The 12,481-nt window shown below is 72.6% G+C and carries 12 protein-coding genes and 2 pseudogenes; 5 read left to right on the plus strand and 9 right to left on the minus strand.

Annotated elements, in window-relative coordinates; translation table 11 throughout:
* Nucleotides 1–69, plus strand: a pseudogene (locus AB0D46_RS22995) (DUF948 domain-containing protein); the annotation flags it as partial.
* Nucleotides 70–233: 164 nt separating this feature from the next.
* Here AB0D46_RS22995 and AB0D46_RS23000 read toward each other — a convergent pair.
* Nucleotides 234–974, minus strand: coding sequence for a ribonuclease H (locus AB0D46_RS23000; protein WP_362879981.1), 741 nt, complete (start codon nt 972–974; stop codon nt 234–236).
* Between the two features lie 147 nt (nt 975–1,121).
* On the opposite strand from AB0D46_RS23000, the gene AB0D46_RS23005 reads away from it, so the two are divergent.
* Entirely contained in the window at nt 1,122–1,646 is a 525-nt protein-coding gene (locus tag AB0D46_RS23005) for a hypothetical protein (RefSeq protein WP_362879982.1), read from the plus strand.
* Nucleotides 1,647–1,693: 47 nt separating this feature from the next.
* Here the strand turns inward: AB0D46_RS23005 and AB0D46_RS23010 are convergent, their stop codons facing one another.
* The 5 genes from AB0D46_RS23010 to AB0D46_RS23030 all read right to left on the minus strand — a co-directional run bounded on the left by AB0D46_RS23010 (nt 1,694) and on the right by AB0D46_RS23030 (nt 5,693).
* Nucleotides 1,694–2,071: a hypothetical protein gene (locus AB0D46_RS23010; protein WP_362879984.1), complete on the minus strand. Its 378-nt coding sequence runs from the start codon at nt 2,069–2,071 to the stop codon at nt 1,694–1,696.
* A 281-nt stretch (nt 2,072–2,352) separates the two neighbouring features.
* Complete coding sequence (locus AB0D46_RS23015; RefSeq protein WP_362879985.1) at nt 2,353–3,516, minus strand: cation diffusion facilitator family transporter; 1,164 nt, start codon at nt 3,514–3,516, stop codon at nt 2,353–2,355.
* A gap of 146 nt (nt 3,517–3,662) precedes the next feature.
* Nucleotides 3,663–4,451 carry a hypothetical protein gene (locus AB0D46_RS23020; RefSeq protein ID WP_362879987.1) on the minus strand — a complete coding sequence of 263 codons (789 nt, stop codon included), beginning with the start codon at nt 4,449–4,451 and terminating at the stop codon, nt 3,663–3,665.
* Between the two features lie 99 nt (nt 4,452–4,550).
* The gene (locus AB0D46_RS23025; RefSeq protein ID WP_362879989.1) at nt 4,551–5,075 is read right to left on the minus strand and encodes a GNAT family N-acetyltransferase; all 525 of its coding nucleotides are present in this window, start codon (nt 5,073–5,075) and stop codon (nt 4,551–4,553) included.
* A gap of 84 nt (nt 5,076–5,159) precedes the next feature.
* Nucleotides 5,160–5,693 carry a hypothetical protein gene (locus tag AB0D46_RS23030; protein WP_362880088.1) on the minus strand — a complete coding sequence of 178 codons (534 nt, stop codon included), beginning with the start codon at nt 5,691–5,693 and terminating at the stop codon, nt 5,160–5,162.
* Nucleotides 5,694–6,072: 379 nt separating this feature from the next.
* Between AB0D46_RS23030 and AB0D46_RS23035 the strand changes: the two genes are divergently transcribed.
* Entirely contained in the window at nt 6,073–7,644 is a 1,572-nt protein-coding gene (locus AB0D46_RS23035) for an alpha/beta hydrolase (RefSeq protein ID WP_362879991.1), read from the plus strand.
* A gap of 35 nt (nt 7,645–7,679) precedes the next feature.
* On the opposite strand, the pseudogene AB0D46_RS23040 reads toward AB0D46_RS23035, so the two are convergent.
* The 3 genes and pseudogenes from AB0D46_RS23040 to AB0D46_RS23050 all read right to left on the minus strand — a co-directional run.
* Nucleotides 7,680–7,937, minus strand: a pseudogene (locus AB0D46_RS23040) (leucine zipper domain-containing protein); the annotation flags it as partial.
* Between the two features lie 104 nt (nt 7,938–8,041).
* Nucleotides 8,042–8,722 carry a hypothetical protein gene (locus AB0D46_RS23045; protein ID WP_362879993.1) on the minus strand — a complete coding sequence of 227 codons (681 nt, stop codon included), beginning with the start codon at nt 8,720–8,722 and terminating at the stop codon, nt 8,042–8,044.
* 140 nt (nt 8,723–8,862) lie between these two features.
* Nucleotides 8,863–9,378, minus strand: coding sequence for a DoxX family protein (locus AB0D46_RS23050; RefSeq protein WP_362879995.1), 516 nt, complete (start codon nt 9,376–9,378; stop codon nt 8,863–8,865).
* Nucleotides 9,379–9,602: 224 nt separating this feature from the next.
* Here AB0D46_RS23050 and AB0D46_RS23055 point away from each other — a divergent pair, with 224 nt between their 5' ends.
* Nucleotides 9,603–10,802, plus strand: coding sequence for a serine hydrolase domain-containing protein (locus AB0D46_RS23055; RefSeq protein WP_362879996.1), 1,200 nt, complete (start codon nt 9,603–9,605; stop codon nt 10,800–10,802).
* A gap of 202 nt (nt 10,803–11,004) precedes the next feature.
* On the plus strand, nt 11,005–12,375 hold the full coding sequence (locus AB0D46_RS23060; protein WP_362879998.1) for an FAD-binding oxidoreductase: 1,371 nt from the start codon (nt 11,005–11,007) through the stop codon (nt 12,373–12,375).
* Nucleotides 12,376–12,481: the final 106 nt, after the last annotated feature.

Raw genomic sequence — 12,481 nt, forward strand, 5'->3', positions numbered from 1 at the left:
TCCACCTTCGGCGGGCCGCTGGTCAAGGTCGCGGCCTTTGGCTACGGCGTCCGCCGGGCCCTCGGCCGCAACGACGGGGCGGCGACCGGCCGCGCACGAGCGTCACCTGTACCCCGTACACGTCGCCGGCTTCGGCGGCGCGCCTGCGGGCGCGGCGGAGTCCGCATCCGGACAGAATGCCCTGTGCCGGCTCGGTTCGGCCCGTGCGGACCGGCTGCCGAAGGGGCTGACGTTCAGGCTGAGTTGTCGCTCGGCGCGGAGGCGGCGCACGCCTCGTGGCCCCAGCGCTTGCCGTGCTTGGCAATCATCTCCCCCGCCGCGTACGGCTGTCCGCACGGGCAGGTTCCCGGGAACTTGGCCTTGATGGGCCGGGAGGCACCGCTCCTCGCCTTGCTCGCGGAGCCGGAGCTGGAGCCGGAGCCGGAGTTGGCGCCGGACGCCTTGGCGGTCCGGCTGCTGCGGGCCGGGGCTCCGGTCACCGGCGCCGGGACGGGGAAGTCCGTCGCGCCGAGAGCGGTTCCCGCGGCCTGCTGGCTGATCGCCGCGTCGCCGGCGGCCCGGTCGGCGATCGCGTTCAGGTGGTCTCCGTCCTCCCGGTGGGCAGGAACGTAGAGGAAGGTCACGTCGTGCTCGGTCAGCAGCCGATCGATCTCCTCGACCAGTTCGCGGTTGGCGACCGCCTTGCCCCCGGAGGTCTTCCACCCGTTGCGCTTCCATCCGGGCAGCCACTGGGTCACGGCCTTCATGGCGTACTGGGAGTCCATGCGGATCTCTACCTGTGTTCCCGGCACCAGCGCCTCCAAGAGCCGCTGGAGTGCGGTCAGTTCACCGACGTTGTTGGTGGCGCGCCCCAGCGCGCCGGATTCCCAGCGCTCGGGGCGCCCCTCGGCGTCCGCGATGACCCAGCCCCATCCGGCAGGTCCCGGGTTTCCCTTGGACGCCCCGTCGCAGGCGGCAATGATGCGTTCAGACATCCCCCGATCATGCCTCACCGTCACACCCGCCGGGGCCCGGGCCCCGCCGCGGGGGCCGACGGAGGACGCGGCTACGGTCACGGCCATGAGAACGCGTTCCGGTGGATGCCGGCGAACAGTGGGGCTCCGATGAGGGCCGGCAGAAGGGTGGCCGCGTCGCGCCTGGGTGTCGCCGTGGGGGTCGGGCTGCTCCTGCTCACCGGCTGCTCGTCGACGGACGAGGCGGACATCCGCTACGCGAGTGCGTACGGGTACCACCCGCCGCTGGCCGTGGTCGGCTACCCCAGCACGGGGACGCTCGGCATCGCCCAGGAACTGGTCTGGGGGATCGCCGAGGCGGACCCGGAGAGACTGGCGTCGCTGGCCGGGGACAAGGCGGGCACCCGGGCGGCGAAGGCGACGGCCGGGAACTGGGTCGGCGCGTTCGGCGACGGAGCCCGCGGGCAGGTCACTGCGGACTTCTACGACGAGGGGTCCAAGCGCCAGTTGGTCGTGCTGTACTTCCACAAGACCCAGCAGGTCAAAGCGGTCATGGTCACGATCTGGGGGAACGCCGAGGTGGGCGGCTGGTGCGTGATCATGGACGAGCCCGACCCGAGGGAGGCCTCGGCGCAACCGCTCCCCTGGATTCCGGCGCAACCCGGTGGTGCGGGGTCGAAGACACCGTTGTGAGCGGGCCGGCGGCATCGCTGGAGGAGATGCCGCCGGCCGCCGGCCGGTCAGTAGGTGTAGCTCACGCCCGACTTGTACGGCGTCAGGGTGCGCTGACTGACGACACCGCGGTAGGTGTACCAGCCCCACTTCTTGCACATCACCTGGTAGCTCAAGGTGTTGTAGGCACCCGACCCGACCCGAACGCGCGGGTAGATGACGTTGTCGCCCCAGTCACCCCCGGCCGGCCCACTCGAATAGGCGTCCACGCCCCAGTACACGCCGACGACGGACCCTCCGCCGGGACAGTTCCAACTGCCGAAGTTGACCCAGACGTTCCCCCCTGTCCACGCACTGGCCGGAGCGGCGGTGAGACCGACGACACCCATCGCCATCAACGAACCGACCAGGACCGAGCGACTCTTCCGGAGCAGCGATCCACGCATGAAACCTCCCCTGTGCGGCCGTCAGCGTGCGCGTCCGGCCGTGCGCAGCAGATTCCCATAGGGATCACAGGATTGTCTGAATTTCAGCACAATCAGGTGAAAGTAGAATCTATGCCCGACCTTCGCTCATTCGTCTGATTGCATCGGCCGGGTCCCCTCACGAAGCGCCGCCCGACGGGCCGCACGAGGCTGGACGCCATCGAGGCGGCCGACGTCCAGCCGTAGGCGCGGCCGCGCCGCGGGCGGCGGGCGGCCTGCGTCACGGGGCGGAGGGCCGCCGGTCAGTGGGGGTGGGGGTGGTGGGTCAGGGTCACGTGGGGGTCCGGGGAGCAGGGGTCGGGGCGGGTGTGGTCGGTGTGGACCGTGGCGGCCGTCAGGCGGGGGATGGCGTGGATCAGCGCGTGCTCCGCCGCCACCGCGAGGGCGTGGGCGCGGACGACGGTGAGGTGCGGATCCACGACGATGTCGGCCTCGGCGCGCAGGGTGTGTCCGATCCAACGCAGCCGGATCCGGCCGGTGCCGAGGACTCCGTCCACCTGTCCCAGCGCGTGCTCAGCGGCGTCCACGAGGGCCGGGTCGACCGCGTCCATCAGCCGTCGGCAGACCTCGCGGGCGGCCGTGGCCAGGACGAACAGGATGGCGAGGGTGATCAGGAGGCCGACGACGGGGTCCGCCAAGGGCACGCCGAGGGCCGCGCCGGCGGCGCCGAGGAGTACCGCGAGGGAGCCGAACCCGTCGGTGCGGGCGTGCAGTCCGTCGGCCACCAGCGCGGCCGAGCCGATGCGGCGACCGGTCCGGATGCGGTAGCGGGCGACCCATTCGTTGCCCGCGAAGCCCACCAGGGCGGCCGCGGACACCGCCCACAGGTGGGTGATGTCGCGCGGGTTGACGAGTCGGTCGACGGCCACGTAGGCGGCGAGCGCCGCGGAGGCGGCGATGGTGGCCACGATGACGATCCCCGCGAGGTCCTCCGCCCGGCCGTAGCCGTACGTGTAGCGCCGGTTGGCGGCCCGCCTGCCGAGCAGGAAGGCGATGCCCAGCGGTACGGAGGTCAGCGCGTCGGCGGCGTTGTGGACGGTGTCGCCGAGCAGGGCCACCGACCCCGACAGGGCGACCACCAGGGCCTGGACCAGCGTCGTCGCCCCCAGGATGGCCAGCGAGATCCACAGCGTGCGCATGCCCTCGCGGGATGCCGTCATCGCCGCGTCGACCTTGTCGGCGGCCTCGTGGCGGTGCGGCGTGAGCAGATGGCCGAGCCGGTGCCCCACCCGGACCCACAACGATCCGCCGGAACCGTGGCCCGCGTCGGGATCGTGCGCGTCATGCGCGTGCGCGTGCGCGTGCGCGTGATGCGGGTGCGGGTGATGCGGGTGCTCGTGCGCGTGATGCGGGTGCTCGTGCGGGTGCGGGTGGGTGGCCTTTCGCGGGCGCTGATTCGCCTCCATGAAGCTCACCGTCGCATACGGAACCCATTGCGGCTACAGCCGTCCTACCCCCTCTCACCAGCTGCGATGCGCATGCAACTGCACGCTGCGGCCAGCAGCGCGCCGGTCGCGGCCGGCCGGCCCCCGGGGCGGACCGACGCGCGGGTCTACTCGCTCTCGTAACGGCCGACGTTCATGGCGACGGCTTGCTGCAACGGCTGGAGTCGGTCGACCAGTTTCTGGAAGTCCGCCGTGCGGCCGTCGGACCACTGGCCCAGCCCCACGACCATGACGCGGCCGTGGCCGGTGAAGGACTGCACCATCCCGCTGTCCGGCGGCAGGGTCGGCAGCCCCGAGGCGGGCGGCGGGGCCTGCGCCGCGACCTGGTAGTCGTCGAAGGCCATGGCCAGCTCGTTCACCAGCATCAGGGTGTCCCGGGGATCCTTCATGGTGAACAGGACCAGGTTGAACTGGTTGTTCCGGGCGTCCTTGTACAGCGCGACGTGCTGCCCGACGCAGCCCTTGCTCCCGGCGATCAGATCGGCCAAGCGCGGGCCGACCGTACCGGGTTCGGCGCACGGGTTCGGTGTGGCGGCGCCGACCCTGGTATAGGTGCCGCCGGCTCCGTCCGGTACGGACGCCGGGAAGGCGTCCGCCTGCGGTATCGGGGGCCGGTCCGCGGCGCCGGCGGGCGTGCCCGACGCGGCCGGTGCGGCAGGCGCGGCCGCCGGCTTCCCGGCGTCCTCCTCGGACGCGTAGCCCGTGAGCTTCAGGACGGCGAAGGCGACCGCCGCCGCCGTCAGGGCCATCGCGGCGTTGCGCACCCATGCCCGTCGGGGTGCGGGAGCTTCGGGTTCGGGGCCCGCGCCGCTCCGCTCGTACTCCGCGAGCAACGCGTTCCACTTGTCCTCGTCCGGCGCCTTCGGGCCCGGCGGTATCTCATCGTTGTGCGCCACGGTCGCACCGTAGCGATCTCCACGGCCGAACAGAACCGCCGCAGATCACAGCCTCATCACGTTGGTCGGGCGAGGATGCGGAGGGGAGCCCTGAGCGCCCTAAAGGTCGATCCAGTATCGCCGTTTGGGCCCGATGAGGGTCTCGCGCACGTCCTCCAGTTCGCCGCCCGCCCGCTCGATGGTCCGGATCGAGGCGGTGTTGTCGGGGTCGCAGGTGAGCAGGACGCGGTCCATGCCGAGCACCCGAGCCTCGTGCAGTACGGCGGTCAGTGCCCGGCCGGCCACGCCGCGGCCGCGCGCCGAGGGGCGCACGCTGTAGCCGATGTGGCCGCCCGCGTCGAGGAGGAAGGCGTTCAGGTAGTGCCGCAGGTCGATGGCGCCGAGGTAGGTGTCGTCCTCGACGATCCACCAGTACGTGGCGTGGACGCGGCCCTGTTCGACCGGAAGCGTGCGGTCCGAGTAGCCGCGCAACCGCTCCACCCAGGCGGCGAATCCCTCGGGGGTCTCGACGTCGTCGTCGGAGCCGAGGCCGGCTCCGTCCATGGGGGCGTCGGCGCCCCATTCGGCGCGTGCGGCGAGCCAGGAGGAGTGCAGCCCGGCGGTGGGTGCGATCAGTTCGGGCATGTCCCGCACGATAACAGCCGGTCATCCTGGCCGGTCGCGACGGCCCTCGGGTGCGGTACGGGCGCCTGCGGGTGCTGCGGGGCGTCAGCGGGCGCGTCGGGGGCCGCCGCGTTGGGGGCGCCGACGGGCGGGCGAGGCTTCGGGGGCGGCCTGCGGCGAGGAGAAGCCGCCGGGAACCGCCGTACGGGTCTGCTGAGCGACGGCGGGGACGGCGGCGGGAGCCCCTGCGGCGGCAGGGCGTTGGGCGCGGCCGAGGACGGAGAGGTTGCCGATCAGGGGCGCGCAGGACTGGCAGACCTCCGCGAGCGTCCAGACCTGCCCCACGGCCGGGTTGTGGACGAGGACGAGCAGCGGCATGCCCGCGCAGGAGGCCCGGCTGCCCTCGTGGAAGGCGCATTCGGCGGCGCCGCAGGCACACGCGGCGTTGGGACGCACCGTCGCCAGGCGGGCGTGCGCGCGGGCGTGTTCGGCGGCGAAGCGGCGCATGGCCACGGTGTCCTTCGACCGGGGCGGCATCCGGCAGGCGTCGACGCTGCAGGTGACGGAGACGCTGTGGTCGCCGTGGCCGATCAGCCGGACGGTCCAGGTCCGACCGGGTACACGGGATCCGGGAATCATCGTCAAGGGAGGGCCGTCCGTTCACGTATGCGGTGGTGTGCCGGGTTTTTGACGTCTTCGCGACCGGGGACGGCGGGTTCGCGCCGAGCGGCCTCGCTACGGAGCGCAGCGCGGGGCGGGTGGGTCGCGAGGTGAACGTCACATCAGGGCGAAGACGGTCAGGGCGATGGGGGCACTTCGGCCGAACACGGCCTGAATGTCTTTGTCGCACGCGGCCGGGCGCACTGTCAACGGGACGTCACCGCGTACGTCATCACTCCCTTCGACCGGCCGCTCGGTCCCCCGCGTAACGGACTGGGCCGTTCGGTGGTCCGGGGGCCGGCTCGCAGCGTTTATCGTCTGGATACCTCACCAGGACCTTTCGCGCAGGAGCACCACCATGGCCCACCTCATACGTCGCCCCGCCCGGGTGGCGGCCCTCGCCGCCGCCGCCCTGCTGGCCGTGCCCGCGCTAGCGGGTTGCGGTGGGGAGGCGAAGGACAAGGCCGACCCGAAGGCGTCGGCCTCGCCCTCGGCCGGCGCCGAGGCCAAGCCGGCCGTTCTGCCCGCGTCACTGACCGGGCAGAAGCCCGACTGGCAGAAGTGCCCGGCGCCGTCCGCCGCCCAGGGTGGCGGCAAGGCCCCCGGCAGCGGCTGGGAGTGCGCCACGATGAAGGCACCCCTCGACTACGCCAAGCCGGACGGCGAGACCCTCGATGTCGCGCTGATCCGCAAGAAGGCCACGGACACGGGCAAGCGCGTCGGTTCGCTGGTCTACAACTTCGGCGGGCCCGGAGGTTCGGGCGTGCAAACGCTGCCGGACGCCGCCACCGATTACAAGAAGCTCAACGCGGTGTACGACCTCGTCAGCTTCGACCCGCGCGGGGTGGGCAACAGCGCCGGAGTCACCTGCCTGGACGACAGGACGCTGGACCAGGCGGTGGAGAGCGCGGACCCGCTGGAGGACGTCCGGAAGTTCACGGAAGCCTGCAAGCAGAACTCCGCGAAGGTCCTCCCCCACGTGGGCACGGTCAACGCGGCCCGCGACATGGACCTGCTGCGGCAGGTGCTCGGCGACCAGAAGCTCAACTACTTCGGGATCTCCTACGGCACCCAGTTGGGCGGCGTCTACGCCCACCTGTTCCCGGGCAACGTCGGTCGCACGGTGCTGGACGCCGTGGTCGACCCCACCGCCGACGAGGTGCAGGGGGCCCTGGGTCAGGCCAAGGGCTTCCAGTTGGCGCTGAATCACGCCATGAAGTACTGCCGGGACAAGTACACGGCCAACTGCCCGACCGGGCCGAGCGACGCCGAGGGCAACAAGCGGATCATCGCCCTGCTGGAGAAGCTGAAGACGAAGCCCGCCCCGACCGAGGGCGGCCGCAAGCTGACTTCGGAACACGCCCTGACCGGCATCGTCGCCACCCTCTACGACAAGGAGGGCTGGGACTACCTCGTCCAGGGTCTCGGCGAAGCCATGCAGAACGGTACGGGCAACCTCCTGCTGGCCATCGCGGACGGCTACAACGGGCGCGGCGACGATGGCCGTTACAGCAACATGCATGCCGCGAACATGGCCATCAACTGCGTCGACACGAACCGCCGGCACACGGCCGAGGAGGCGAAGGCCCAGGAGCCGACCTTCCTCGCGGCGTCGCCCGTCTTCGGGCCGGACATGGTCGAGGGCCTGCTCGCCTGCTCCCAGTGGCCGGTGCGCGGTACGACGGACAAGCCGGTGGTCGACGCGGCCGGCGCGGCGCCGATCCTGGTCATCGGCAACGCCGGTGACCCGGCCACCCCGGTCGAGGGCGCGAAGCGGATGGCCGACGCGCTCGGCAAGGGCGTCGGCGTGAACGTGACGGTGGAGGGCGAGGGCCACGGCACGTACGGCACCAACACCTGCGCCACCAAGGCGATCGACACCTTCCTGGTGGACGGCACCGCTCCGGCGGACGGAACGGTCTGCAAGTAGCCCGCCCCGACCCGCGGCACGCGCCCGGCGCACCTTCCGGTGCGCCGGGCGCGCAGCCGGCACACTGCCGACTCGGTCGCGGCCGGGGTGCGGTGCGGAGTCCTTGCCGGCCTGTTGGAACGGTCGTGCAGCCCCGCCTCGCCCTCGATCCGCCGGCGGCGGACCCATTTGTGGGCGGTGGGTCTCGATATGCCCATCTCCGCGGCCACGTGCGCGACGGGACGGCCGGCAAGAACACGTTCGACCGGGATCCGCCTGCCGTGAACGGTCAGCCGGGCAGCACGGTAGGACACGAAGACCTCCGTGCGTGGTGTGGAGCCTGGACACCTCCACCACACCGGAGGTCTTCGCCATGATCAAGACCCGGCACCGTTGACAACGCTCGTGATCAATACACCTAGGCCGCCTCCCACTTGAAACGGCCTTCGAGTCGGTCCGGGCTGAGGTAGGCGTAGCCGCCGCCGTCGGCGAAGTTGAGGAAGTACGGGTCGCCCTCCTCCTGGGCGAGTCTGAAGAAGAAGCGCCACGGAGCCTCGTACCCCGACCAGTCGGGATACGACGGCCGTCCCCCTATGTAGGTGCGGACCGAGAGGACCCCGTCCGCCTCCAGTTCCGCCTCCAGCTCGTCCGCCACCGGTCGGAAGTCGATCCGGAACTCCACGGGGACCTTCTCCTCCTCCCCGTCGAAGGCCCACAGGGAGCGCCCAGTGGTCCCCGGTGGACCGATGACGGCGAAGTCGGGTATCCGGCCGCCCGGCTGCACCAGGAGTACGGCCTCCCCGTCGTCGGCGTCGATGCCGCCCGTTTCGTAGTCGTCGTACGAGAGGAAGAGGTACGCCGTCCGCGGTTCCTCGTCGGGCTCCCCCGGAACGGGGAACTGGCCGATGAAGTCCAGGGGGACTCCCGTCCGGGGGACCACCGGCCAGCTGGGCTCGCCCCGCCAGACGGGTTCGCCGCCCAGTTTGGCGACGGACGCGCCCGTCGGGGGCCCGGGCGGCGCGAGGCGCATCTCGAACCGGGGGAGGTACGCGGCGGCGTACGGGCCTTCGGCGCCCGGGGCGGGGCGTTGGAGGTTCATGCCGGGACCCTACGTCCGGGCTCGGACCGTCGAAGAGCCCGGGGGCTCCGATGTGCCCCGCGGCCACGGTCGCGCCGTCCGGTGCCCGTGCTCCCGGCCGACCCGCGGCGCTCCGCACCGCGCCCCGTCCGCGGGTCCCGCTACGCGGCGTCCTGCCGTTCCCGGGCCCGCTTCGTGAGCACCGCGGCGGCCGCGAGGGCGCTGCCCCCGAAGGCGAGGGCCAACGTCCAGGGCCGGTCGAAGGTGTGGCCGGTGGCGTGGTCGACGGAGTAGCGGCCCGCTCCCGCGAGGCCCACGGCGGCCGCCGTGAACCCCAGGAAGGCGGGGTACTCGTAGCCGCCCTCCTGGGCGAAGAACCCGGCGGGCGCGTGCACGGCCACCGCGCCGGCCATGGCGCCCGCGGCGGCCGCTCCCGCCGCCGGGGTGGCCAGGCCCAGCACCAGCAGGGCGCCGCCGCCGGCCTCGCCCAACGCGGCGGCGACGGCACTGCGTCGGCCGGGCGTGAAGCCCATGCGTTCCATGCCGGCGGCCGTGCCGTCCAGTCCGGCGCCGCCGAACCAGCCGAACAGCTTCTGCGTCCCGTGCGCCATCAGTACCGCGCCGGTGCCCGTCCGCAGCGCCAGTAGGGCCAGGTCTCGTCGGTTGATGCAGGTCATGGGGAACCTCCGGGTGAGTGCCGATCACGAAGCCGTGCCGGACATGCGTATCCCTCCGGGCGCCGTCTCCCCCGGATCGGGGCGCGGATCCGCCATCCGGGCCCGCCGGCGTTCACGGGTCCGGATGGAGCAGCGGGCCCGGGCGCGCGGCCGTGTCACCGCCCGCCCGCGGCGGGTCCCTGCCATCGTGACCGGGCACCCGTCCCCAATCCGGAGGTACCTCCATGTCCCCACGGTCGAACCCCGACGGCAACCGGGTCCGCCCCGGGCGGCGGCTGCTCGCGACCGCCCTGCTGTGCGCGGCCGCCGCCGGCCTCCTCGTACCGCCCGCGTACGCCGGCACCGACCGCGATCCCGGGGGCCGGGGGTCGGCGGCCCTGCGCGAGGGGCTCCAGGAGCTGGTGAACGCCCCCGGTGGGCCGCCCGGGGTCATCGCCGTCCTCAAGGACGGTGACCGTAGCGAGGTGTACCGGGCGGGGGTGGCCGACCTGGAGACCGGGCGGCGGCCCGCGCCGTCGGACCACATGCGGATCGCCAGCGTCGCCAAGGCCTTCAGCGGGGCGGTGGCCCTCCGGCTCGTCGACCGCGGCCGGCTTCGGCTGGACGACACGATCGGCGAGGTGCTGCCCCGGCAGCCGAGGGCCTGGCACGCGGTGACGCTGGCTCAGCTCCTGCAGCACACCAGCGGACTTCCCGATTACTCGGCCTCCCCGGAGTTCCGCGAGATCGTCACCGCGGACCCCCGGCACCGGTTCGAGTCGCGCCGGTTGCTGGGGTTCGTCGCCGGGGAGGACCTCGCCTTCCGTCCCGGGAGCCGCTACCAGTACTCGAACTCGGACAACATCGCCGTCGCCCTCATGGCCGAGGCCGTGACCGGGCGCCGCTACGAGGACCTGCTGCGGGACCTGGTGTACGAGCCGCTCGGCCTGGAGCGGACGAGCCTGCCCGGCGGCTACCGGCTGCCCGTACCGTTCCTGCACGGCTACGCGGTCGAGCCGCCGGAGGAGCCCGAGGACGTCAGCGAGGCGGTCGGCGCCTCCGGGGCCTGGGCTTCGGGCGGCATCGTCTCGACCCCGCGGGACCTGACGGAGTTCATCCGGGCGTACGCGGGCGGTGAGCTGGTGTCGGAGCGGACCCGGCGCCGGCAGTTCACGTTCCTGCCCGCCGGCCTCTCCCAGCCGCCCGGCCCCGGACGCACCGACGCGGGGCTGGCGATCTACCGGTACACGACCCGCTGCGGGGCGGTGTACGGCCACACCGGGAACACCCCGGGCTACACACAGCTCGCGGCGGCCACGGCGGACGGCCGTCGCTCGCTCACCTTCTCGATGACCACGCAGGCCTCGCTCACCTACAAGCCCGAGCTGATCGAGCGCGTCCGGAAGGTCCAGGAGGACTTCGTGTGCGCCCTGCTGCGCCACTGAGCCCGCGCCGCGCCGGAGGGCCCGGCCCCCGAGGGTTCCGGTTGATGCTGCGGCCCATCGGCGTAGCGTGAAATAGGGCCCCGCTGCGGTGGCAGGCGGCAGCGGTGTCCTCCAGGGGGCGGTCCCACTGTGCCGCCGCGCTGCCACCGGGGCGGTTTCCCCCCGCGCACCGCGCGGGGGCAGGCCACGAGGAGCAGCAGCCATGGGCAAGCTCTCGATCGACCACCTGCGTGAACGGGTCCGCGGTGGGGTGCTCACGCCGCAGGACGAGGCCTACGACGAGGCGCGCAAGGTCCACAACGCCATGATCGACCGGCGACCGGCCGCCGTCGCGCGCTGCGTCAACGCCGGTGACGTCATGGCCGCGGTCGGATTCGCCCGCGAGAACGACCTGGACCTGGCGGTCCGCGGCGGCGCGCACAGCGTGCCCGGCTTCGGCACCTGCGACGACGGCGTGGTCGCCGACCTGTCCGGGATGCGCGGGGTCCGGGTGGACCCCGTACGCGGTACCGCTCGGGCGGAGGGCGGTGCGACCTGGGGCGACTTCAACGCGGCGACGCACGCCTTCGGCCTGGCCACGACCGGCGGGATCATCTCCACCACCGGCGTCGGCGGGCTGACCCTGGGCGGCGGAATCGGCCACCTCGCCCGCGGACTCGGTCTGAGCTGCGACAACCTGGTGTCGGCGGACGTGGTGACCGGGGACGGCGAGCTCCTCGTCGCCGACGAGGAGCAGCACCCGGACCTGTTCTGGGCGCTGCGCGGCGGCAGCGGGAACTTCGGGGCGGTGACGTCCTTCGAGTTCCGGCTCGCTCCCGTCCGGGACGTCTACGGTGGGCCGATGCTGTTCGAGCTGAAGGACGCAGGCGCCGTCCTGCGGGGGTTCCGCGAGCTGATCGCCGACGCGCCGGAGCAGTTGGGGGCGTTCCCGGCCTTCCAGATCGCCCCGCCCTTGCCGTTCATCCCGCAGGACCGCCACGGTGATCCGTTCCTGCTGATCGTGGCCTGCTGGGCGGGGCCCGTCGAGGCGGGCGAGGCGGCCCTGCGCCCCTTCCACGAGATGGCCCCGGTGGTCGCCGAGCACGTCGGCCCGATGCCGTACCCGGCGCTCAACTCCGCCTTCGACGCGCTCGTGCCGCCCGGGCTCCAGCACTACTGGAAGGCGAACTTCGTCACCGAGCTGACCGACGAGGCGATCGAGGCCCACCTGCGGTATGGGCCGCTCGTGCCGGCGGTGAACTCGACCGTGCACATCTATCCCATCAACGGTGCCTGTCACCGGGTGGCGCCCGATGCCACCGCCTTCGCCTACCGCGACGCCTCCTTCGCGACGGTCATCGCGGGGATGTGGCCCGACGCCGCCGACAACGAGGCGAACACCGCGTGGGTGCGCGACTACTACGCGGCCACGTCCCCGCATTCGCAGGAGGGCGGTTACATCAACTTCATGGCGGACGACGACCAGGACCGGATCCGGGTCAACTACAAGGGCAACTACGACAGGTTGGTCGAGGTCAAGCGCCGGTACGACCCGGGGAACCTCTTCCACCTGAACCAGAACATCGCCCCGTGATCGTCGGGCGCTCCCGGCTCGGTTCATCAGGCGCGGCGGGCGCGGGCTGAGCGGGGCGGTCAGGCGCTGCCGGCCCGCCTCGACGGCGCGTCGGCGGAGTTCCGGG

It is taken from the genome of Streptomyces sp. NPDC048383, assembly GCF_040651775.1.
GTDB lineage: Bacteria > Actinomycetota > Actinomycetes > Streptomycetales > Streptomycetaceae > Streptomyces.

Bases quoted from the DNA above. Each gene is read 5' to 3' on its own strand.
- AB0D46_RS23000 (WP_362879981.1), bottom strand. From the start codon at position 974: ATGTCTGAACGCATCATTGCCGCCTGCGACGGGGCGTCCAAGGGAAAC.
- AB0D46_RS23010 (WP_362879984.1), bottom strand. From the start codon at position 2,071: ATGCGTGGATCGCTGCTCCGGAAGAGTCGCTCGGTCCTGGTCGGTTCG.
- AB0D46_RS23015 (WP_362879985.1), bottom strand. From the start codon at position 3,516: ATGGAGGCGAATCAGCGCCCGCGAAAGGCCACCCACCCGCACCCGCAC.
- AB0D46_RS23025 (WP_362879989.1), bottom strand. From the start codon at position 5,075: ATGCCCGAACTGATCGCACCCACCGCCGGGCTGCACTCCTCCTGGCTC.
- AB0D46_RS23030 (WP_362880088.1), bottom strand. From the start codon at position 5,693: ATGATTCCCGGATCCCGTGTACCCGGTCGGACCTGGACCGTCCGGCTG.
- AB0D46_RS23035 (WP_362879991.1), top strand. From the start codon at position 6,073: ATGGCCCACCTCATACGTCGCCCCGCCCGGGTGGCGGCCCTCGCCGCC.
- AB0D46_RS23045 (WP_362879993.1), bottom strand. From the start codon at position 8,722: ATGAACCTCCAACGCCCCGCCCCGGGCGCCGAAGGCCCGTACGCCGCC.
- AB0D46_RS23050 (WP_362879995.1), bottom strand. From the start codon at position 9,378: ATGACCTGCATCAACCGACGAGACCTGGCCCTACTGGCGCTGCGGACG.
- AB0D46_RS23055 (WP_362879996.1), top strand. From the start codon at position 9,603: ATGTCCCCACGGTCGAACCCCGACGGCAACCGGGTCCGCCCCGGGCGG.
- AB0D46_RS23060 (WP_362879998.1), top strand. From the start codon at position 11,005: ATGGGCAAGCTCTCGATCGACCACCTGCGTGAACGGGTCCGCGGTGGG.